Source organism: Micromonospora siamensis, assembly GCF_900090305.1.
Lineage (GTDB): Bacteria > Actinomycetota > Actinomycetes > Mycobacteriales > Micromonosporaceae > Micromonospora > Micromonospora siamensis.
The window spans coordinates 4,236,556-4,257,746 of record NZ_LT607751.1; the positions used below are offsets into that span (position 1 = coordinate 4,236,556).

General features: G+C 70.2%; 17 protein-coding genes. 9 read left to right on the plus strand and 8 right to left on the minus strand.

The genetic code is table 11. The annotated features are described in order from the left end of the window. The first annotated feature begins 120 nt into the window (after positions 1-120). The 5 genes from GA0074704_RS19630 (at position 121) to GA0074704_RS19645 (ending at position 3,021) form a co-directional block, all read left to right on the plus strand. On the plus strand, positions 121-1,194 hold the full coding sequence (locus GA0074704_RS19630; protein ID WP_088971850.1) for a hypothetical protein: 1,074 nt from the start codon (positions 121-123) through the stop codon (positions 1,192-1,194). A 119-nt stretch (positions 1,195-1,313) separates the two neighbouring features. Beyond that, positions 1,314-1,625, plus strand: coding sequence for a hypothetical protein (locus GA0074704_RS28865; RefSeq protein WP_157743727.1), 312 nt, complete (start codon positions 1,314-1,316; stop codon positions 1,623-1,625). A 1-nt stretch (position 1,626) separates the two neighbouring features. Further along, positions 1,627-1,959 (plus strand): type VII secretion target, encoded by a 333-nt coding sequence (locus tag GA0074704_RS19635; RefSeq protein ID WP_088971851.1) that lies wholly within the window; start codon positions 1,627-1,629, stop codon positions 1,957-1,959. A 26-nt stretch (positions 1,960-1,985) separates the two neighbouring features. Continuing rightward, the gene (locus GA0074704_RS19640; RefSeq protein ID WP_088971852.1) at positions 1,986-2,705 is read left to right on the plus strand and encodes a hypothetical protein; all 720 of its coding nucleotides are present in this window, start codon (positions 1,986-1,988) and stop codon (positions 2,703-2,705) included. A gap of 1 nt (position 2,706) precedes the next feature. Next, complete coding sequence (locus GA0074704_RS19645) at positions 2,707-3,021, plus strand: hypothetical protein (RefSeq protein ID WP_088971853.1); 315 nt, start codon at positions 2,707-2,709, stop codon at positions 3,019-3,021. A 20-nt stretch (positions 3,022-3,041) separates the two neighbouring features. On the opposite strand, the gene GA0074704_RS19650 is transcribed toward GA0074704_RS19645, so the two are convergent. Genes GA0074704_RS19650 through pglY form a run of 4 tightly spaced genes read right to left on the minus strand, consistent with a single transcriptional unit; the run spans position 3,042 to position 12,995 of the window. Continuing rightward, complete coding sequence (locus GA0074704_RS19650; protein WP_172880650.1) at positions 3,042-5,171, minus strand: DEAD/DEAH box helicase; 2,130 nt, start codon at positions 5,169-5,171, stop codon at positions 3,042-3,044. Next, positions 5,171-6,487 carry a BREX system ATP-binding protein BrxD gene (brxD, locus tag GA0074704_RS19655; protein WP_088971855.1) on the minus strand — a complete coding sequence of 439 codons (1,317 nt, stop codon included), beginning with the start codon at positions 6,485-6,487 and terminating at the stop codon, positions 5,171-5,173. Before brxD ends, GA0074704_RS19650 begins: the two co-directional genes overlap by 1 nt. After that, positions 6,484-9,225: a BREX-2 system phosphatase PglZ gene (gene pglZ / locus GA0074704_RS19660; protein WP_088971856.1), complete on the minus strand. Its 2,742-nt coding sequence runs from the start codon at positions 9,223-9,225 to the stop codon at positions 6,484-6,486. The genes brxD and pglZ overlap by 4 nt, the downstream gene beginning before the upstream one ends. Then, on the minus strand, positions 9,222-12,995 hold the full coding sequence (gene pglY, locus GA0074704_RS19665; RefSeq protein WP_088971857.1) for a BREX-2 system ATPase PglY: 3,774 nt from the start codon (positions 12,993-12,995) through the stop codon (positions 9,222-9,224). Before pglY ends, pglZ begins: the two co-directional genes overlap by 4 nt. 151 nt (positions 12,996-13,146) lie before the next feature. Between pglY and GA0074704_RS19670 the strand changes: the two genes are divergently transcribed. Then, positions 13,147-14,433 carry an IS256 family transposase gene (locus GA0074704_RS19670; RefSeq protein WP_088970031.1) on the plus strand — a complete coding sequence of 429 codons (1,287 nt, stop codon included), beginning with the start codon at positions 13,147-13,149 and terminating at the stop codon, positions 14,431-14,433. 739 nt (positions 14,434-15,172) lie between these two features. Here GA0074704_RS19670 and GA0074704_RS19680 read toward each other — a convergent pair. Further along, positions 15,173-15,751 (minus strand): DUF6642 family protein, encoded by a 579-nt coding sequence (locus tag GA0074704_RS19680; RefSeq protein ID WP_088971858.1) that lies wholly within the window; start codon positions 15,749-15,751, stop codon positions 15,173-15,175. A 402-nt stretch (positions 15,752-16,153) separates the two neighbouring features. On the opposite strand from GA0074704_RS19680, the gene GA0074704_RS19685 reads away from it, so the two are divergent. The 3 genes from GA0074704_RS19685 to GA0074704_RS19695 all read left to right on the plus strand — a co-directional run bounded on the left by GA0074704_RS19685 (position 16,154) and on the right by GA0074704_RS19695 (position 18,237). Further along, entirely contained in the window at positions 16,154-17,212 is a 1,059-nt protein-coding gene (locus GA0074704_RS19685; RefSeq protein WP_088971859.1) for an IS110 family RNA-guided transposase, read from the plus strand. Positions 17,213-17,275: 63 nt separating this feature from the next. Continuing rightward, the gene (locus GA0074704_RS29940; RefSeq protein WP_088971860.1) at positions 17,276-17,527 is read left to right on the plus strand and encodes a DUF7662 domain-containing protein; all 252 of its coding nucleotides are present in this window, start codon (positions 17,276-17,278) and stop codon (positions 17,525-17,527) included. Then, a complete protein-coding gene (locus GA0074704_RS19695; RefSeq protein WP_088971861.1) occupies positions 17,524-18,237 on the plus strand; it encodes an 8-oxoguanine DNA glycosylase OGG fold protein in 714 nt (237 codons plus the stop codon). The genes GA0074704_RS29940 and GA0074704_RS19695 overlap by 4 nt, the downstream gene beginning before the upstream one ends. 126 nt (positions 18,238-18,363) lie before the next feature. On the opposite strand, the gene GA0074704_RS19700 is transcribed toward GA0074704_RS19695, so the two are convergent. The 3 genes from GA0074704_RS19700 to GA0074704_RS19710 form a co-directional block, all read right to left on the minus strand. After that, on the minus strand, positions 18,364-18,720 hold the full coding sequence (locus GA0074704_RS19700) for a hypothetical protein (protein WP_231926582.1): 357 nt from the start codon (positions 18,718-18,720) through the stop codon (positions 18,364-18,366). A gap of 34 nt (positions 18,721-18,754) precedes the next feature. Then, positions 18,755-19,753, minus strand: a complete 999-nt coding sequence (locus GA0074704_RS19705; RefSeq protein ID WP_088971863.1) for a hypothetical protein — start codon at positions 19,751-19,753, stop codon at positions 18,755-18,757. Between the two features lie 198 nt (positions 19,754-19,951). Further along, complete coding sequence (locus tag GA0074704_RS19710) at positions 19,952-21,091, minus strand: hypothetical protein (RefSeq protein WP_157743728.1); 1,140 nt, start codon at positions 21,089-21,091, stop codon at positions 19,952-19,954. Positions 21,092-21,191: the final 100 nt, after the last annotated feature.

Genomic DNA, 21,191 nt, shown 5'->3' on the forward strand with positions numbered 1-21,191 from the left:
CGGCCCGGCGCTTGTTAGCGTGACGGGCGGCCGCCCGCGCGGCGCGCCGCCCGTCAGCCACCCCTGCCTGAGCGACGTGCCGAGCCTGCCCTGCCCGGAGGCGCGGCGGACAGGGGTGCCATGACCGAGGCCGCCGGCCCGCAGCCGTCCGACCACCGTCCACGCCCACCGGCGGCCGACCGAGGGGCCGCGGGATCAGCGGCGGCCGCCGGCCGATGGTGGCGGGCCACCCGGGCGCGGGTCGTCGAGGCCTGGCGGGACCTGGTGGTGGACCTGCCGGTCAGCCCGCCCCCGCCGCAGCAGCCGTCACCACCGCCGCGGCCCACGCAGCCGGCGCAGCTGCGGGACACCGCCGGGGCGATCGTCGTCCCGGCCCGCGGGTACGTCTTCCAGTTCACCGTGCACGCCACCCTCACCTGGACCGGACAGGGGCTCACCACCGAGCAGCTGAGCTGGCACGTCCAGCAGCTCCGGCCGCAGGCGATCCTGCGGCTGACCCGCCTCGCCGCGACGGCCGCCCGCAGGTTCCCGCCGCACCAGGCCGGCGAGCTGGAGGTGGCGCTGCAACGCGCGGTGGCAGCCCAGCCGCCGTGGCGGTTCCGCGGCGGCGACACCGAGCCGACCTGCCGGGTCGACGTCTGGGTACGCCTCGACGAGGCGGTCCGGCAGGCACTGCTGCCGTACGGCGAGCAACTGGTCAACCTGGAGGGCCAGTACGAGGTGCAGCTGAGGCGGGCCGAGTGCGTGGAGCAGCTGAACCGGCGGTGGGTGGACATCCTCGACGAGTTCGCGGACGGACCGGTGTCCGACGCGGCCGACCAGGAGATGCGGGAGGCGCTGGACGACGCGGCGCGGCGGATGGCCGAGGACCAGCGGGCCGCCGCCGAGTGGAGCCGGGAACTGCTGCGCCAGCGGCAGCGGGACCGGGAGGTCTTCTGGCCGCTGCTGACGGCCGATCTGCCGCCTCCAGCGGGGGCGGGCGGCGTACCCCATCAGGCCGGCCCGGGGTCGGAGCGGGCGGCGGCCGGAGCGGCCGTGCCCCAGGAGGCGCCCGTGCCGCCCCCGCCGCCCCCGCCGCCCGGGTCGTCAAAGGAGCCCGGGCCGGCCGCCGGGCCGGCGGACGAGCACGGGCCGGCCGCCGAGTCGACGCCGCCCGGCGCGACCGAGCCGGAATCCGCGCGTCCCGGCTCCTGAGGGCGGCCGGCGAGGACGGCCGGCCGCCGGGACGCGCACCGGCCCGGCTCGCACGGGCCCTCGCGACAGGGCTTCCTTTGTTAGCCTCGCCCGGTGACTGCCGGGACGGGGAGGGCGGCGTGATCGACCCTGGATCGGAGATGCGCCGGCTCGCGGGCAAGGTGGCCCTGCTGCTGGCCTTCCTGTACGTGCTGGTGGTCTTCGCCGCCGCCGTGGGGGCCAGCCAGGGCGGCGACGCGCCCTGGTGGAGTTGGCCGCTGCTGCTCCTGCCGGCGTTCGCGTTCGTGCCGTCGGTGGCGGCGGCCGTGCGACTGCACCGCACCGCCGACCCGGACCGGCAGCGCGCCCTGTGGCGGCGCAGCCTGCTGCTCGCCGCCGCCGGATCGGTGCTGGCGGTCGCGGCGGCCCTCATCCTGGGAAGGACGACCTGAGATGACCTTCGCCGTCCATCCGCCGGCGCTGCGGACCTACGCCGGCCAGCTGCGGGAGGCCACCACGGCTGCCGACGCCGCGAAACGGTACGTCCAGAAGCACGGCTCGTTCAGCGTCCACGAGAGCGGGCTGCTGGGGCAGGTCTCGCCGCTGCACCGCAACCTGCTCGCCGACCTGGACAAGCTCCTCGGCCACCTGCGCAACCTGACCGAGACGTCGGCCACCGCGCTGAACCAGGTCGCCGACCGGTACGAACACACCGACACCAGGGCGGCGCGGGACCTCGACGCCACCTACCCCGCCGTGCCGCGACCCTCGCCCAGCCGCGACTAGGCATCCGAGCAGACGGGGGCAGCACGATGGACGACCCGACCAGGTTCCTCACCGAACCCGGCAAGCCGGACAGCAGCATCACCAACGGCTTCGTCAACCCGATCGACATGTTCAACTACGTCAGCCCGTCGGCGTGGATCAACGCGGCCATCAAGAAGCTCACCGGGGTCGACGTCTTCGGCTGGATGACCCAGTGGATCGGTGGCGACTGGGAGGCCATCTGGAAGTTCGGCGACGCGATGGGCAACCTCGCGGCCTGCATGCAGCAGATCGGCATGAACATCCAGCAGGGCATGCTGAACCTGGACGGGCAGTGGGACGGCCACGCCGGCGACGCCGCCTTCCAGTACTTCTCCAAGCTGGCCTCCGCCACCAGCGGGCAGCAACTGTCCCTGTACGACATCCGGGACAGCTACCACAAGGCCGCCACCGGGGCCTGGCAGCTGGCCAACCAGCTCGGCAACATCCTCCAGGCCCTCGCCGACAAGGCGATCATCGCCGGCCTGGCCGCCGCCGCGGGCACCATCACCGCGGAGACCGGGGTGGGCGCGGTGGCCGGCTACGGCGTCGCGGCACTGATGGTGATCGACATGCTGAACCTCATCAACAAGGCGTCCCTGCTGATCAACACCGCCGGGACGGCCATCCTCGGCTTCTTCGGCACCGGCATGGACCTGGCCTACCAGGGCGGCGACCTGTCGTCGATCAAGCTGCCCGCCGTCTCCTACACCGCCCCGGGAGCCTGACGTGCCCGACGAACCGGACGACGACCTGCACCGCGACCTGACCCGGATGGCCGGCAGCCCGGCCGTCGCGGAGGAGGTACGACGCGGCCTGCGGCGGCTCGCCGACGGGGCGGCCAGTCCCGAGCTGGCGGAGATGGCCCGCGACGTGCTGGCCGGGCGGGTCAACGTACGGGCCGCCGCGGGCAGCGAGGCGCTGGCCGACCAGATGTCCGAGGCGATCGGGCGGTTCCAGCAGTGGCAGGCGGAGCTGACGGAGGAGGAGGGGGAGCAGTTCCTCGCCGACGCGCGGGCCCGGCTCGGCCGGGAGGAGGACTGAGCGGCGTCCTGCCGGTGCGGTCAGGAGAACGGCAGGTAGGCCAGCCGCGCCGGTTGCGTCAGCACCTCACGAGCGGCCGGCAGATCGGCCAGCCTCGTCGCCAACGTGGCCATGGCCAGCCGCTGCGGTAGCGCGCTGCTGAACTTGAGTCCGGCGAGGGCCTTCTCGGTGACGTCCGGCAGGCAGAGGCGGTCGCTCACGCCGGCCAGGGACGCATGCAGCATCGCCCGGTCCACGTCGGGCCGGAGCCGGATCGAGGCGTCGTCGTACCGCTGGGTGGGGTCCGCCAACTCGCTCACCGTCGCGATCAGGGTCGCGTTCGCCCGGAACCCGGCCCAGGTCCACCAGCGGACCTCGCCGTCACCGTCCCGGACCACGACGGTGCCAGCCGGATTCACCACCGCGGTCGCGTCGTGACGAAGCTCGGCCAGCCGCTTCACCGCCCGCCCGGTGAGCGCCACCGGCGGGTCCGCGCCGAGCAGGACGTCGCGCATCGCGCGAACCATCCGGTACGACAACCCTTGCGGGGACGCTCCGGTCATCCAGAGCGCCTTGCCGCCGCCCTCGGCGGGCTCCACGAAGCAGCGCTTTCGCTTCCAGTCGATGTAGGTCACCCGCCAGCTCCGGCCGGCGAGCAACAGCAGTCGTGGGCCATGCACCTTGGCGGTGAGGAGGGCGGGGTCGGTGCGACCAATCTCCGTTCGCCCCGACAGCACGGTGAACTGCGGTGGGGCGGTGAAGACGGCCAGCATGTCCATGAAGTGCCGCCGACCGAAGCGGAGCTCGGCCTCGGGACCGATGAACAGCATGCCGGAGTCCGTGTCGAGGTATCCGTGCTCGACGAGATGCCGGGCGATGACCTCGCCGCTGCGGTCGAAGGGCGACAGTCCGTTCCACTCCTGCGACCAGGTCTGGTCACCGACGCGGTGCTGCTGAAGAGTGAGCGCCAGGATCTGCTGGGCGACGATGTGCCGTGGCTCGGGCGGCGGCACGACTTCCTCGACCCAGCCCTGGGCCCAGAGGTGGAGCAGCCCCGCCGCGTGCAGCAGCCCGTCGCCGTCGAGTGCGAGGAAGAGGCAGTTCCGACTCGTACCGGTACGCCGGCCGGTACGCCCGATCCGCTGGAGGAAGCCGGCGACGCTGCGCGGCGCGTTGATCTGGATGACCCGATCAAGATCACCGACGTCGATACCGAGTTCGAGCGTGCTGGTGGCGACGATGACGCAGTCCCGCTCCTGGGCGAAGGCCTCCTCGGCGCGGCGGCGCTCGTCCATGGCGAGGGAGGCGTGGGAGAGGAACGTGGTGACGCCGAGGGCACGCAGCCGCTGGCCCAGATCCTCGACCAGCGCTCGGGAGTCACAGAATACGAGGCGCTTCTCCCCGCGGTGCAGGGCGGCGATGACCTTGGCGGCGTTGTGCACGGATCCGACGTAGTCCAGCTCGACCTGACCGGGTGGCGGAGTGGCCGGTACGGACATGGCACCGGCAGCGGGCGCCTCAGGCGCGACAACCCGGGCGGGACGCTGTCCCCGGCCCGAGCCCTGCAACCAGTGCAGCAGATCGTCTGGATTGCCGACGGTCGCGGAGAGGCCGATTCGCTGTACCGGGCGGCCGGCCACCCGAGTGAGCCGCTCCAGCACCGCCAGGAGATGCCAGCCCCGGTCGTCACCGGCGAACGCGTGCACCTCGTCGACCACGATCGCCTGCAGGTGACGGAAGAACTCCTGATGGTCGACGGCCGTGCTGACCAGCATCGACTCCAGGGACTCCGGGGTGGTCAGCAGGACGTCCGGCCGCTCCTGGAGGATCTTCCGTCGCCGTCCCATCGTCACGTCGCCGTGCCACAGCGCCGCTCGGCGACCCAACCAGCCGGTGTATGCCTCCAGCCTGGGCAGCAGGTTGTTGAGCAGTGCCTTGAGCGGGCACACGTAGAGCACCGAGGTTCCCGACCAGTTCTCCTGCGCCATCCGGGACAGCAGCGGAAAGACGGCCGCCTCGGTCTTTCCCCCCGCCGTCGGGGCGAGAAGCAACGCGTCCTCGCCGGTCAGCAACGGCTGGACGGCGGCTTCCTGCAGGGGCCGGAGTGCCGGCCACTGCAGCGAATTCACCACATGGTGCAGGACGACGGGGTGGAGCAGGTCGGCGCCCATCAGGTCAGGTCGAGTGAGATCGCGTCGGCGCTGGTCGCGTTGCGTTCCACGTCCGTCATCTCGGCGGTCGACAGGGTGAGCGCGTAGTGCTGGCGGGGGTCGAAGTCGGCGAACTGGTCGACCCGGTCCAGCACGTCCCCCACCAGCTTCTTCAGGAAGAGCCGCGGCGCCACGCCGACCTTGCCGCCCAGACCGCCGGCAACGGCATCAGCCAACTGGCCGAGGTACGCGTCGCCCACCAGGTCGCGTACCCGCTCGGGTGCGGCCGACCCGTCGGCGTAGAGATCACGGACCCGGCCACCCAGCTCGACCAGTGAGTCCACCGTGAAGCCGGCGAGCCGGATCTGCACTGCCCGAGGGTTGTCGAACCGCGGGTCGGTGGTGAAGTCGACGGCGAGCCGCTGGGCCAGGGGCGCCAGCCGTTGCACGCCCTGCGGCCCGTCGAAGAATGCCGGTGTGCCGGTGATGACGAGGTACAGCCCGGGGAAGCGGCCGGAGTGCACCTCGTCGATAAGCTGGCGCAGGGCGTTGAGCGCCTTGTCGCGGGCGTCGGAGCGGACCCGCTGCAGCGTCTCCACCTCGTCGAGGACCAGCAGGAGGCCGGGGTGACCGCTGTCCCGCAGCACCGCGAGCAGGCCCTGCAGGAAGCTGAGGGCTGCGAAGTGGTCCAGATCCCCGCGCACGCCGGCGACCCGCCGGGCCGACGCGGCGACGTGCGGCTGTCCGCCGAGCCAGGCCAGTACGGCCTCGGCGGTGGCGGGGTCACCGGCGAGGGAGGCGGTCCGGTAGCCGCGGAGCGCGGCGGCGAAGGCGGGTGCGGTGCGGCTGACCGTGGCGAGTCGCTGGTCGAGCAGCACCCCGACCGCCCGGTCGAGCGCGTCCGGGTCGTCGGCGGCCACCTCGCCCGCCGCGAGGACGTCCTCCTCCAACGCGTAGAACCAGCCGTCCACCACGGGCCGCATCGCACTCGGCGGGAACGTCGAGGTGGTGAGCCGCTCGGTGAGCCGGCGGTACACGGTCTCCAGCTTGTGCAGCGGGGTCTCGTTCTCGGAGATCTGCACCTCGGCGGTGGCGAAGTTGGCGCGCTTGGCTCGTTCGGCGATCCACCGGGTGAAGAAGGTCTTGCCGGACCCGTACTCGCCGCGGACTGCCTTGAAGACCGAGCCGCTGGTGGCGACCGTGTCGAGGTCCTCCCCCACCGCACCGGTGAACCGGTCGAGTCCGACGGCGAAGAGGTCCAGGCCCGCCGACGGGACGGCGCCCCGGCGCAGCGCGTCGATGACCTCCCGCCGCCGGGCCGGGCTGACGGCGGTCACGGACCACCTCCGGGCAGGCCGAACTGCGTGCGCAGCAGGGCGATGTCCAGTTTGACGGTCCGCCCGTCGTCGATCTGGGTCAGCACCGGGTAGTTGTCGACGTTGAAGATCCGCTGCAGGGTGGTCACGAATCCACCTTCCCGCCCGGGCAGCTCACCGGCCCGCTGGCCGAGCACAGCCAGCGGCAGCACACCCTTCGCCTCGACCAGCGCGCGCAGCGCGGCCTCGATCTTCTTCCGGTCCACTCGGCGCGGGGTGAGGCCGTGCTGGGCCGAGAACAGCTCGGTGTCCAGCACCGCGCTCACCAGGTCGCCGTCGCCAGCCGGCGGTTCCGCGGCGGGAGCGCTCGCCAGCTCCGGTACGTCGAACAGCGCGTCCCCGGCCACGGCCGGCACCTTGCGGCGTGACCGCGGCGCGGGCACCGGGGCCATCGGCGCAACCGGCACGGGAACGGGCACCGATGCCTGCCACCAGTCCGGTGGGCTGGTCTCGACGGGAGCCCAGCCGGCCGGCGGGCGGGTCGCGTTCGGCATCAGGTACGCCAGCAACGGGATGGTGACCTCGGCCAGGGACGCGCCGCCGTGGTAGCCCGCCTTGCTGGGACGGTAGCGCAACATCGGGTCCCACAGCGCGACGATCCGATTGCCGTCGGCCACCACCCGAGGGCCGGTCAGCTCGACCTCCCCGGGGGCGACCGGCCCGGGACCGGTGCGGTGCCGGGCCGAGCCGGCGTCGGCAGCCTTGACGTACTGCCCGCCCCGTTCCAGCACGTGCCCGTGGTCGCTGGTGATGACCACGGCGCGTCCGGAGGATCGTGCCTGGTCGAGCAGGCTGCCCAGGAAGCCGAGGTCGTCGAGCTGCCATCCGGGTTCGTCGCCCTCGCGGCCGTGGGTCAGCGACTCGTCCACCGTGTTGATCACGACGGCGACCACCGGGGCCGTGCCAGCCACCGCATCGGCCAGCTCAGCCGCATACGCCCAGCCTGCGCCACCCTTGGCCGGCCCCTTGTGGAAGATCCGGGACCCCTTGCCCCACCGGCCGTCGACGAAGAGCTTCTTCTCGTGCTCCTGGTTGCCGGTGCGGAGGGCGCCGGCGAAGAGCGAGGTCCGGGACACCGCGGTCAGGGTCGGCAGGGCGGCCACGAGGCCACGTCGGCGGCCAGCCCCGGAGCCGGCGAGCGGGTCGTACTCGACCCAGTGCGGGGACAGTTCGTCGGCGAGCTGAACGGCCACGGCGGCGCTCATCCCGTCGAGGACGACGAGCAGCACCGTCCGGTCGGCCTTGACCAGCGGGTCGATGACGCTGGGCAGCAGGTTCTCTACGGTGAGTAGGCCGCCGTCGCTTCCGGGACCGGCGGTGGCCCAGGCCGCGAAGCGACCGGCGAACGCCTGGTCCAGGTCCCGCCGCCGCTGCTGCGCGTCGTCGTGGATCTGCCGGAACGCGGCCTGCAGTTCGGGGTTGGCGTCGTCGCCGGCCCAGACGTGGTGCAGCGCCACGTCGACCCAGCCCCACTGGCCGATCTGCCGCTCCACCCCGTCGGCCACACTCGCTGGCGGCTCCGGTGCGGTGCCGAGCCAGCGTACGAGCCGCTGAGCCATCCGGATGCGGTTGACCCGGGTGGCTTCCAGGTCGGCCAGTCGGTGCCCGGCCAGCGCCTCCACCGCGTCGTCGAGCGCGCGGTTGCCCGGGTCACGCAGGGCGGCCAGGAGGGCCTGCGCGGTGGCGGTGATCCGCCGGGTGAAGCCGGTGCGCAGGATCGGGCTGTGGCCGGCGCTGGCCGTCGCGTTGAACTGGACGAGGAGTTCCTCGGCCCGGTCCAGGACCGCACTGGCCTGCAACCGGGTGTCCCGGTCGCGGGCGGCAAGCATTCCGCTCACCACCTGCACCGCCGCGTCGGCGAAGGCACGCACGGTGGCGTCGTCATCGAGGTTGCCGAAGTACTGGTCGATGCGCCCCTGCGCCCGTACCGCCTCGGCGGTGGCGGTGGTCCACAGGGCGTCGCAGACCAGACCGAGTGGAAGCGCGTCGGTGCCGTGTCCGGCGGCGACGAGCGCGAAGAGCGCTCTGGCGGGCCGTCCGAACTGCTCGACGAGCCACCCGGCCAGGCCGTCCCGCTCCCCCTCCCGGAGCAGCCCGAGGGCCTCGACCGCGCCCGGCTCGGCGCTCCACCGCAGCAGCGTCGTGACGTCCAGGTCGTCGGGGCTGCCACCCCTGCGGTCGAGGCCGAGGCGTACGGCGGCGAGGTGTCGCAGCGCCACGTCGCGGGTGAGCACGGCGGTGGTGAGCTTCGGCCAGCCGGCGGGTGGCATCGCGTCGAGCAGTGCCTCACCGGCCCAGCCCTCCCGCTCCAGCGCGCTGTCGGGCAGTTGCGCGCCGAAGGCGTCCACGACCAGGTCCCACGGCTCGACGGTGATCACCCGCTGCCGGAAGATCCGGCTGCGCACCCCGTGCCCGAGGCTCGACTCGGGGATGTCGGTGAGCAGGACCAGCACCTCGTCGCCTCGGTCAGCGACGAGGTGCTCCCAGATGGCCAACGGCGACACACACGGCACGACCCGGGCGTGGCGTCCGCCGGGCAACACCATCGCGGGGTCGTGCGGCCAGGCCGGCTCGGCGCGCACGACCAGCACCGGGTACGCCTCGCCGTTGCGGTGCCGGTCGAGCTGCTGCGCCACCTTCTGCCGGAGCGCCACCGGGTTGATCCGCAGCGCCTGGGACGGCGCGGGTGCCTGGGTCACGGCACAATTCTCCAGGTCACCTCGATGGTCGCGTCGGGTTGGTCAGCGGCGAAGGCCCGCAGCTGCTCCACAGCCCGATCGAGGTCGCCGGCCGGCACCGAGATCCGCCCACTCGGCGAGTCGACCACGACCTCCGCAACCTCGGGCGTCTCCTGGTCGGTCGGGCGGCGTGGGTGGGTGATGTCGGCAGCGTTCTCGTCGCGTCCAGGTCGATAGACGACCGGCGGCTTCTGAGTGGTGGCGCGACGCAGCAGGGCGGTGGCGTCGGTCTGGGCCCGACGTAGGGCCGGGGCGAGCGGGGCGGTCAGCTCGTCGGCCTGGGCCACGCGGCGCAGCTCGCCGAGGATCGCCGCCGCCTCGGCCGCGTACGGCTCGGGCAGCCCGGCGACGATCTCGAAGGTGTCCCAGGGGGCGGCGGCGAGCGCCGCCGAGACCTGCGCGGCGCTCATGATGCTCTTGCCGGTCCGGTCGGCCGGGCCAGCAAGCTCGGCGCGGGCGAGCCGTTCGACGGCTTCCACCGCCGACCGTCCGTTGGCCAGCGCCTCCAGCAGGTCGGCGGCGGACCGGGCGGTGGCGAGTCGTCCGGTGTCAGACTCCTTGTCGATGCCGAGCCAGGTGGCGTGCTGGTCCAGGCGGGCGACCAGCCCGTGGGCGGCTTCCCGGTGGCGGTTCGCCTGGGTGGTCAGGTCGCGGCCGAAGAGCGCCACGAGCCGACCCCGGCGCAGGTCGAGCGGCTGGACGCCGAAGATGGCCGCGGAGCGGGCCCGCGCCGCCTGCCAGTCGTTCTCGCTGGGCAGGCGCTCCTCCCGCAGGGTGTGGTCCGCGGTGATCTTCCCCAGTTCGGGAGCCGGGACCACCTCACTGCCGTGGAGGTAGAAAGCGCGGTCGGTCTGCTCGGCGAAGGTCGCCACGACGAGCTGCGCGACGATCGGGTCGAGGCCGCGCGGGCTCGGGTCGTCGATCCAGCGCAGCAGGTCGCCGACGCGGAGCTCGCCGGTGATGCCCTCGCTGGACGCCTTGCGCTGGAAGTGCTGGACCCACTCCCCCGCGATGACGAACGCCGCCTCGTGCATGGTGCCCAGGCCGAGCGGGTTGGCGATGCGGCGCACGGTCTGCCGGTGCGTACGGTCGACCTCGACGCGTCCCTCGGGTGACTCGACGGCCCGGCGGACGTGGTCGAGCACCACCTTGACGTCGGCAAGCCGGATCGGGTCGCCCTTGCGGTCCGGGTCGAAGTCCGGATGGGCCGGGTACTGCTGGCCGAGCATCTGGTCACCGATGCTGCGCAGGGCGTCGTTGAAGGTGGCGCCCATCGGCAGCTTCGGCTCGAGCGCCCGGGTCAGCGACTGGAGATGGTCGTCGAAGCCGACCACCACGTCGGTGGGCTGCTTGCCGGCCAGCCCGTACGCCTGGCGCAGCACGGCCTGCATCTTGGCGAGCAGCGCGCTGCGCTGGTTGGTCAGCGCGCCGTGCGCGCGGCGCCGGTCGTCCGGGTTGAGATGCTCGGCGTGGCTGTCGAAGCGCTGCCCTTCGAGCAGCTTGTCGATGATGACGAGCTTACCCAGTTCGGTGAGGCGCTCCACCGTGAGCGCCGCGGGGATCCAGCAGACGGTGCGGGAGGTGGTCCGGCTGATCAGCTCCTGCACCCGCTGCCGGTCGTCGGCCGGGCCGTGGCTGCCGTCGTCGAACGGATAGTCGATGATCATCCGCCAGCCGGCCGGGTCGTTCGGGTGGAACGCCTCGTCACGGATGTCGTTGGCGTCGCGGACGTTGCCGTAGACCAGTTCGATGACCCGGCGGCTGCCCCGCCAGCTCAGCCCCGCCTCGGCGAAGAACGAGTCGCTCCACGGCACGCCGAGCTGCTGCCAGAGCAGCCGCTGCACGATGTGCTTGCGGGCGCCCTCGTTGTCGTAGTGCTTGGCGGTGGCGAGGACGCTGTCGACGTCCACGCCGACCAGCTCCAGCGAGACGATCGGGTCGTCGCCCTCGCCGATGCGGATCTCGGCGAACCGCCCGGCCCAGTCGGTGAGCTTGCGGTTGACCTGGGCAACCTCGCCGCCGGGGATCGGGCTGGTGATGCTGCCGTGGTTCAGCGCGGAGAGCCGCCGGGCGGTGAGGTTCCGCAGCGCCGGCACGCTGGGCGCGAGGGCGGCCAGCAGCAGCGTCTTGACGAGCCGGTCGTCACCGGTGAAGGCGCGGACCCGGCCGGTCACGTCGCCCGGCAGCGCGGTGCCGCGGCGGGCGGCCTCCAGGTCGTCGTCGGTGAGGTCGTACTGGCTGAGCAGGTAGGGGCGCAGCTTGAGGTCGTAGAGCTTCTGGGCCATCTCGAACTCGGCCTTGAGCTTCTCGGTGAACGGCTGGTCGCCGCCGCTGCTGATCACGTCGTAGAGGTCGCCGAGCGGGACGAGCTGGCCGAGGCGCAGCGTGTCGCGGCGGTCGACCAGCAGCTGACGCATCAGCTTCAGCGCGGTCCGGGAGCGCTGCAGCGCGCTGGAGACGTGCACCAGGGTGGAGAGGAACGCCGGGCTGAACGGGTACGTCGACCGGAAGGCGTCGATGTCGGCGCCGCTGCCCGAGTCCGTGCCCAGGAGGGTGTCGAACACCTCCCGGCGTACCTTGGTGGTGGCGTCGAAGGCCTTGCCGATCGCCGCGGCGGCCGTGGTGTCGCGGGGTTTGAGCAGCCGGCGGCGGGCGATCTCCGGGAGGTTGCGGTCCTCCAGCTTGATCACGTCGAACCGGCCGCTGGCCAGGTTGAGGGTGTCCTGGTAGCTCAGCTCGTTGGCGCCGGTGACCTCCTCGCCGACGAGTTCGCGCAGGTCACGCTGGCGGGCGATGAAGCTGACCACCGGGATGGGGCGGCGGGTGTCGCCACCCTCGACGAAGTTGGTGATCTTCTGGATCTCGCGGGAGACGAACTGCTGGTCGCCGATGGAGTTGGCCAGCCAGAGGATCAGCTCGTCGAGGAAGAGGATCAGGCCGTGGTAGCCGAGCTCCTTGGCGTGCCGGCTGATCTCGGTGAGACCCCGGTCGAGCGAGACGAACGCCTCGGCATCCTCCCGGGCGTTGCTGAAGAAGCCCTTGTTCCAGCTGGTCAGCAGGTCGTTGACGAGCTTGCGGCGCAGCTCGTCGGAGTACGCGCCGGCGAACGCCTCGTCGAGGCGCTCGGCCGTCCAGAAGGTCTCGCTGTCGCCCCACTCGTCCTCGGCGTCCCCACCGGGCAGGCCCTCGATGAACTGCCTGTCGCCGATCTTCTCCCGCAGCGAGGCGGCCTGCTCCAGCAGCGAGTCGGTCCGGTGCACCGCCGGGATGGGCGCCTCGGGGTGCAGGGCGCGGACCCGGTCGACGTAGCCACCGAGGACGCGCTGCTCCAGCGAGCGGGCGTCGAGCAGGTGGTACGGAATCAGCAGGAACTTGCGGCCGTCCAGCCAAACGCTGTGCTTGGCGACCAGCGGCGCCAGCTCGTCGCGCCCCCGGGCGGCGGCCTCGCCGCGCAGCAGCGCGTGCAGCACCGCCATGAAGTGCGACTTACCGGAGCCGAAGGAGCCGTGCAGGTAGGCGGCCTTGGAGGCGTGCCCCTCGACCGCGGAGCGGATCAGCCCGAGCGCCTCGTCGAAGTTGCCGAGCAGCCGGTCCGTGACGACGTAGTCGCGGAGGGTGGCGTCGGCGTCGGCGACGCTGTCGGCGAGCTTGAGCACGAAGTCGCTCGTGCTCGTGCGCTCCGGGATGTCGATGTAGTCCCGGAGCAGCGGCGCAGGGGTGGGCGAAGACATGCTGCTTACCGTACCGATCGCGGGAGCCTGCGCACCCGCCCGGTGGACGGTCGAGGCGGTCACGACAGCAGACTCGCCGGCGGGAGTGTGGATCTAACGGTGTTTCCGGCCTGACCCGCCAGGCGTTGTGCCTGGTGAGGAGGGTGCCGTAATGACCGCGACACTGAACGACCAGACCGGACGTAGGAAGCGGCCCGAGCCGTCGGCGGAGGCGAAGGCCGCCGCCGATCTGGTCCGGGCCGCTAAGGAACAAGGGCTGTCGTTGACCGGCCCGGACGGGCTGCTCAAGCAGCTGACCAAGACGGTCCTGGAGACCGCGCTCAACGAAGAGATGACGGAGCACCTCGGCTACGAAAAACACGACCAGGCTGGTGCCGGGTCGGGCAACATCCGCAACGGCACCCGGTCGAAGACCGTCTTGACCGACGCCAACGGTCCGGTGCAGATCGACGTGCCGCGGGACCGGGCCGGCACGTTCGAACCGCAGATCGTCCGCAAGCGGCAGCGGCGCCTGTCGGGGGTCGACGAGGTCGTGTTGTCGCTGTATGCCAAAGGCCTCACGACCGGGGAGATCAGCGCGCACTTCGCAGAGATCTACGGGGCTTCGGTGTCGAAGGAGACGATCTCCCGGATCACCGACAAGGTGATCGAGGAGATGACCGACTGGTCCCACCGGCCCCTGGATGAGATCTACGCCGCCGTGTTCATCGATGCCATCGTGGTCAAGGTCCGCGACGGGCAGGTCGCGAACCGGCCGTTCTACGCCGCGATCGGGGTCACCCTCGACGGGGAGAAAGACATCCTCGGGCTGTGGGCCGGCTCCGGCGGTGAAGGCGCGAAGTTCTGGATGAGCGTGCTGACCGACCTGCGTAACCGGGGCGTCAAGGACGTGTTCTTCCTCGTCTGCGACGGCCTCAAGGGCCTGCCCGAGGTCGTGACGAACGTGTGGCCCCGCACGGTGGTGCAGACCTGCGTGATCCACCTGATCCGCAACACGTTCCGCCTCACCTCCCGCCGGTACTGGGACGAACTCAAGCGCGACATCAAGCCGATCTACACCGCCGTCAACGCCGACGCCGCCCGGGCCGCCTTCGACGACCTGGCCGACAAGTGGCGCGGCCGGTATCCGGCGGTGATCCGACTGTGGGACAACGCCTGGGCGGAGTTCATCCCGTTCCTCGACTACGACCTGGAAATCCGCAAGGTCATCTGCTCCACGAACGCGATCGAGTCCCTCAACGCCCGCTACCGGCGAGCGGTCAAGGCCCGCGGCCACTTCCCCAACGAGCAGGCCGCGTTGAAGTGTCTGTACCTGGTGACCCGGTCCCTGGACCCCACCGGAGCAGGCAGAACCCGATGGACGATGCGCTGGAAACCCGCGTTGAACGCCTTCGCCATCACCTTCAGCGACCGCTTCCCAGCCGCTGAAACCTACTAACCAAGCTCGCCGGAAACACCGTTAGCGAGACAGCCCCCAGCCGCGCCACATTCGTGCCCGTCGCCTGCAAGGCCGCTGTGGCAGGTGCCGCAACCGGCTCGGCCACCACAGCGGGTGTGCGTGGCCAGCGCCGGATCGTTGACAGTGGCCGCCCCGCTTGTGCTGATGGCCGTCGCGGTCGGCGTCAGCGCCTACGCCGATCACCAACGCCAGGAAGCGATCGAGCGGATCACTGACCTGCCGAGTGTGCGAGGGGGAATGCCTCGTTTGTTCAGATGCATGTTTGGGATCGAGGGGACGTCCGGGAGGTGTTCCTGGGCTGTAGGCACGGTCTCGGAGGCAGGCACGCGAGACGATCCGTTGACGGCTTCGTGCAGGCCTTCCAAGCCGCGGATCCACCGTGCCAGGCAGAGGCTGTAGCGTAGTTGGTGGATCGGCCGGACAAGTGAGAGTTGATCGACGGACGTAGCGTCGACCGCGGGTGACGTCCACGGCACTCGCTACGCCTTGGCTTTGCGGCCACGGGTGGCGGCGTTCAGCGGGCGCCACGACGTCAGCGCCTCGGGGAGCAGCTCAGCGACCGAACCCGAGCCCTCATCTCGCGTCGCCTGCGGTAGGCCAGGAGTTACCAGCATGTAGACCTCGCCCGCAGGGATCGGCCGGCGGGTACTGCGAGGGCGTTCTACCTCGATCGCCGGAGCCGCCCGCAGACCCGGACGTGGTCGCCGCAACGGTGGCGCTACGTCGAGCGGCCATTCTGGTAGACGATCCTGAAGCCGTAGTGCTGCGCCAGCGGTGCCCAGCGCGACGACTTGACGAGCCGCTCCACGCTGTCGACCTTGCCACCGTTGACCATGCTGTTGAGGACCACCGTCTCGAACGCCGCAGACTCGATCCAGTCGATCTCTTTCGTGAAGCCGCAGAGCATCGCTGCCTTCGTCTCGCGCAGGAACTCGGAGAGCGTGGTATCCGAGGCGCGGAGCACGGAGCAGCTTCCGAAGTAGAACCGCTTTCCCTCGCACTGCCCGGACATCCAGCTCGCGATCTCGGCGAGCCCCACTGAGTGCGAATCGGACAGATGCAGCCGGGTAGGCGAGCCGTGCAGCGCGAAGAACCCGACCTGGTACGCGGCGTACTTGCGGGTCAGCCACCGTTCGAGGAAGTAGCGAAGCTCCTGTGGAGTGGCAGTGTCACGGTGGATGAAGCGAATGCTGCCCAACCGTTCAAGCAGTTCGAGGGTCGGCAGGACGGATCCTCGCTCCGCAAGATCGTCTTCCCACTCGCCCTCGAAGCAGAAGACACCGCCTGGCTTCGGCACGTCGGCTCCCCTCGTCTGGTCCCAGACGTCGACCTTAACGAATCCGATGGACGTCGACGTGCCGCTGTTGGTCCGGGCGCCTTGAGACTGCCCGTGGCCCCGGTCTAGCCGATCGGACGAAGCCTGCGCGCCGCGCCGACAATAGGCTCCGTCTCCTCGCCTGACAGTGAGGATGTAGGTGGGGTCACCCGGTCTGGTCTGACTCACCGCCTGACCGACGATGCTGTCCTGCTGTGCGATTCGTCGATCGGTTCCGGGTGACCCCGTTCCTGCACGTCACTGGCAGGGGCGTCGTGACCTGATAGGAGCCTGTGCAAGAGGCCCCATCACTGTCCTGTCCGCCCGTCCCAGCAAGTGCGTGCCGACCCTGTCGGTGCAAGCGAAAGGGACGACGGTTCCAGGATGACAGCCAAGAAGCGCCAGGTCACGGGTGGGGTTGATACCCACGGAAAGACGCACCACGCCGCCGCGGTCGACCAGGCGGGTCGGGTGCTCGGTGACCAGCAGTTCCCGGCCACCGCAGCCGGATATCAGCAGCTGCTGCTCTGGCTGCGCGCCTTCGGCCGGGTGGTCAAGGTCGGGGTGGAGGGCACCGGCGCCTATGGCGCTGGCCTGGCGCGGCACCTGAGCGCGTCGGGCATCACCGTCGTCGAGATCGACCGCCCTGACCGCAAGACCCGTCGGAGCAAGGGCAAGTCCGACCCGATCGATGCCCTCGCCGCCGCCCGCACGGCCCTGTCCGGGCAGGCCACCGGTGTCCCGAAGACCCGCACCGGCCCGGTCGAGGCGATCCGCGTCCTGCGGGTGGCCCGCCGCGGCGCGGTCAAGGCCCGCACCGCAGCCCTTAACCAGCTCCACGGCCTGATCACCTCCGCGCCGGACGCACTGCGGGAGGATCTGGCCGGCCTCACCGGTGCCGCGCTCGTCCAACGATGCGTCGACCTCCGTGTCGAGGAGTCCACGCTCACCGACCCGGTGCACGCCACGAACGCCGCCCTCGCCGCGATCGCCACTCGGATCACCGCGCTCAACGCCGAGATCGCCCACGCCGATCGACGACTGCGCCCCGCCGTCGCCCGCACCGCACCGGCCCTTAGCCGCCTGTTCGGCGCAGGACCGGAAGTCGCGGGGCAACTGCTGACCACCGCCGGCGACAACCCCGACCGGCTCCGCTCCGAAGCAGCCCTGGCCCACCTCTGCGGCGCCGCCCCGATACCCGCCAGCAGCGGACGCACCGACCGCCACCGCCTCAACCGCGGCGGCGACAGAGCCGCGAACAACGCCCTGCACACCATCGTGCTCAGCCGGATGCGCTACGACCCACGCACCCGCGCATACGTCGACAAACGCACCAAACAGGGCCTCGGCAAGAAAGAGATCATGCGGTGCCTCAAGCGATACGTCATCCGCGAGGTCCACACCGCCCTCCTCGCCGACTTCGCCGCTCTCCACACCCCTTGACATCCATAGGAGCATCGATTGCACCAGTGTGCCGGTCTCGAGACAAAGTCGACGGAGGACGAGATGTCGAAGTACGACGCCCTGCGCGATCACCTCCGGCGCCGGACCGGCGAGGTCACGTGCACGCTGAAGGAGATCTCTGACTTGGTACCGGGTGGGCTTCCCCCGTCGGCGTATCGGTACGAGGCGTGGTGGGCCAACGGCGACGCGAGCCATCCGCACAGCCGATCGTGGGGCGACGCCGGCTTCACAGCTCATCCGGATCTCGCCCATAGCACGGTTCGGTTCGTCCCACAGCAGAGGACGTCCTGGTGACGGGGGCACCGGCCTGCACGCCGCTCTTCGATGAGGAGCCGCCGCCGCGCGATACGTACATCCTCGACCACGGCTTCTGGTTCAACCCGGAGACCTGGCGACGCCGCTTGCCTGAAGGAATCGACCTGCCCGTGTGGTTCGGTCATTTCCCGCGCGCCGGCCGCTGGCCCCGCATCACACGGGGTGACCTGCTGCGGGAAGGTGCCGCTGCTGACACCGGCCGCGCGGCGGTCGACATCCTGATCGGCGCGTACACGTGGGGCCACGGGTTACCCGCCAGGCGAGGGCCGGCCCGCCTACGCCAAGTGTTCGATCGCAACAACGGCCGCGTCGAGCAGAACCTTGGTGAGGCCCTCTGCCTTCTGCGAGATGGAGGCCCTCTCGCCGCTTACCAAAGCCTCAGTCACGGCGGAGACCACAGGTTGAGGCGGCTCGGTGCCTCCTTCTTCACGAAGCTGCTCTACTTCCTCGGCTGGGATTCAGCGGCAGGAAGTCGCCGCTCCCTGATTATGGACCAGTACGTCGTGATCGGCCTGAACGCGTGCCGGAGCACAGAATGGGATCCACTCGGCCCGTGGACAGCGGACCAGTACGGGGAGTACCTCTCCTGGGCCGCGGAGAAGGCAGGTACATGGGGTGTCGGGACCGAGGCTGACGTCGTGGAGCGGGCCGTCTGGGCGTACGGCATCTGTCTTGCAAGGAGGCGATGAGACGGCCTCTGATCTGGAGCGAACCCCTACGACGGCAACATGCGGGCGAGGTTGACGTGTGGGCTTCAGCCGATTCGTAGTCGCACTGGGGCAGCTGCGCGGGCGCCCGCGCAGCGGCTTCGACTGCTAGATCTCGATCACTGCGTTCGGGTCCGCCCAAACGGAGCGCAGTTCCACGATGTCATTGAGCGGCGAGTGTTTGGCGACCTCGACGATACCGGTGACGCAAGCACGGATGGCTTCTGGATCGCGGTCCTCGATAGCCTTGTCGAGCCTCGTAAAGAAACCGTGGTGCAGTTCGCGACGCTCGGCAAAAACGCGGTCCAGATAATCCCGCAGGCCTTGACTCGCGGCGTTGATTCTGGCGATCTCTTTGTCGCGGTCTGCCGCGATCCGGGCACGCTCGGTCATGTTGGCGTCGATGGCCTTGACAACACCGACAATTTCCATGAGGTACTGGGCGGCGTCCGGCGTCGTGGCCACCCAGGCGGCCCCTTTGACAGCGTTCCGACGGGCATCAGGCATTGGTGTGCTCCGGGCTGTAGTCGCGGTACTTGACCACGAGGGATTCACCACTGGGATCGAGGGTCAGATCTGGATTCACCACCGGCGCTGCGGCGACTTCGCCGACGCCCCTCACCATGAGGAGTGCCGCCTGGAGGCGGTGGGCATGATCGTCGCTGTCGAGGTCAAATCCGCCAGGCTCGCGCTCGGCCTGCTCCAGGTGGTCAATCGCTTCGCCTGCGCGCGTCACGAGCCCGGCCAACACGTCCTGGATCTCGCCGATCCGCTTGTCAACGCCGCGAAGTAGCTCGTTCTGACGGCCGTATGTGGCGATTGCCGTTTTGACGTCTGCATCGTATTTGGCGATTGCCTTGTCGGCGTCAGACTTCGACTTGATCATCAAGCCAACGCTGAGCGCGACTGCCGGGATCGCGGTGATGATATTGAGCCGGAGCGCACCTGCCGCGATGCCCCCGCCTCCTGCAGCCTTCGCGCCGCCTCCGATCGCCGCGAGGGTTGCATTTTTTGCTGCTGCGCCGCTTAAAGCGTTGATCGCAGTTCCTGTAGATGCCGTGGCTACCTTCGCCACGGTCGTATAGGCCGCAGCACTAAGGCCATTTCCTGCGGCAGCAGATGCAATGCCGGCCATGGCGGTTGCGATTTCGCCAGGACCGGTGACCTCGGGGGACGCATCAATCTCTCGCTTCTCGGCCACCTCTCCGTCCTCGACGATTTGGCGTCCCCGCATCCGTAACTGGCGCTCGTTCCGTTCTGCAAAGGACTTCATTCGGGGGATCACAGTGTCGAGCACTGACTGTTGGCGCTCTCCCAGTTTTCTCAACTTCTCAGAAGTGGAATCGGCGACGGCTCGGTGCTTCGCGTACTCGCCGTCGTGCTGGGCCCTTATGCCTTCAATCCTCTCTTTTGCTTGGTATTCGATGACCTTGTTACCGATCAAATTGACTGCCGTCGTACCGACGGCGACGACAGCCAGAATTACCGGGAACGGCATACACACCTCGACCGTTAATCGTTGCTTCCGCGGCTGACACCCTAGCAAGGATCTTCGCACGTGCGCACCGGCTCCAAGGTCCCGGCGAAGTCTTTCGCCTGTCCGGATTGGTCCCCTTGATATGGACTGCCCTTATTGGCGGTTAGCGGGGCGGGCATGACTCGTTCACAAAGACGCCTTTGAGCCTCGGCACCTGAATCATCCGTTAACCGTCCCTACCGCCGCCTCGAGCTTTGCGAGCCAGGTCGGCTGATCATCACCGGCCAGCAGCAGTACTCCGCTGCCGGCGCAAATCGCTCGCCAGACCGGATCCGTACACCGCGAGACCAGCAGAACGGCGGTAGCGGCAACACCCCGGGCCGCGAGCCGGTGCCGGTACTCCAGCACCTGCCCTAGGCCGAGCCGGAGCTGCTCGACCTCGTTGCCGACAGCCACGCTCTTCACCTCGGCGATGAACTGGTGTCCGTCGACGTCCCGCCACGCCAGGTCGACGTTCACCCCGGCCAGGCCGGATCCCACTGCGATGCCCGAACCGGCCAGGTGGGCAATCAGCGAACGGCACAGGCGGTCGTGCTCGTCCACCCCGGCCCGGTAGGCGTCCACGTCGAACGACCGCTGCGCCGGCAGGTCGGCGGTCACCGTCGCACCCGTGTACGGCCGATCAAAGCCGACTCCGCCACCGGGCAGCGGGTCAACGTCGTCGCCAGGCAGCAACTCCGACGCCCACCAGGCCCGCGCGACGACCTCCGGGCGGTATCGGCCCTCAAACGAGTACGGCCCGGCGGCCACCCAGCAGCACAGGAGCCGAAGACCGGCGATTACCGGCGGATGCCGCAGCAGCCAGCGAGCCGTCTCGAGGTCGGGACAGCTGAGGAAGACTTTCTCCTCCGCGAGGGTCTTGGTGCCGTCCTCCCTCATCTCGATGCCGCGGCGCTCCCACTCATGCAGATCGACCGCACCAACGTCCATTGCCGAGACGATCGGGGCGGCGTGTGACCGGAGCCAGACCTCCCCGCCCGTGTCGTATAGGCCGAGGATCTCCAGCACCCCGACCGTCAACCGCAACTTGGCAGGTCTGGCATCGTCCAGGTGGGACAGAATCCAATACTTGCCGGCGGTGTTGGCGGCGTCCGGCACGACCATCCGGGCCACCCAGCCGGCCAGCGCCCAGGCCTGGCGGCCCGTCTCGTCTAGGCCGCTCGCCCAGTCGCCGTCGAAGCCGACCGGCGGCGGGTCGAGCGGCGACGGAGCGGGACCCGCGAAGACCCAGGCGGCCAGATCGGCGGGAGTCACGAGCTGCCAGAGCCGGGAGCGGCGCGATGCGAGCATCTCGGCCACGTCCTCCACGTCGTCCGCGTTCCACCACAACTTGCGAGCACGGCTTAAGGACACGTCTGGCACGTCACCTCTCATAGAACCGTCAACGGTTGCGCTTGGG

What these genes read in the sequence shown, in the direction of transcription:
- GA0074704_RS19630 (WP_088971850.1), top strand. Translation starts at nt 121, where the DNA reads ATGACCGAGGCCGCCGGCCCGCAGCCGTCCGACCACCGTCCACGCCCA.
- GA0074704_RS19635 (WP_088971851.1), top strand. Translation starts at nt 1,627, where the DNA reads ATGACCTTCGCCGTCCATCCGCCGGCGCTGCGGACCTACGCCGGCCAG.
- GA0074704_RS19640 (WP_088971852.1), top strand. Translation starts at nt 1,986, where the DNA reads ATGGACGACCCGACCAGGTTCCTCACCGAACCCGGCAAGCCGGACAGC.
- GA0074704_RS19650 (WP_172880650.1), bottom strand. Translation starts at nt 5,171, where the DNA reads ATGGGCGCCGACCTGCTCCACCCCGTCGTCCTGCACCATGTGGTGAAT.
- pglY (WP_088971857.1), bottom strand. Translation starts at nt 12,995, where the DNA reads ATGTCTTCGCCCACCCCTGCGCCGCTGCTCCGGGACTACATCGACATC.
- GA0074704_RS19670 (WP_088970031.1), top strand. Translation starts at nt 13,147, where the DNA reads ATGACCGCGACACTGAACGACCAGACCGGACGTAGGAAGCGGCCCGAG.
- GA0074704_RS19685 (WP_088971859.1), top strand. Translation starts at nt 16,154, where the DNA reads ATGACAGCCAAGAAGCGCCAGGTCACGGGTGGGGTTGATACCCACGGA.
- GA0074704_RS29940 (WP_088971860.1), top strand. Translation starts at nt 17,276, where the DNA reads ATGTCGAAGTACGACGCCCTGCGCGATCACCTCCGGCGCCGGACCGGC.
- GA0074704_RS19705 (WP_088971863.1), bottom strand. Translation starts at nt 19,753, where the DNA reads ATGCCGTTCCCGGTAATTCTGGCTGTCGTCGCCGTCGGTACGACGGCA.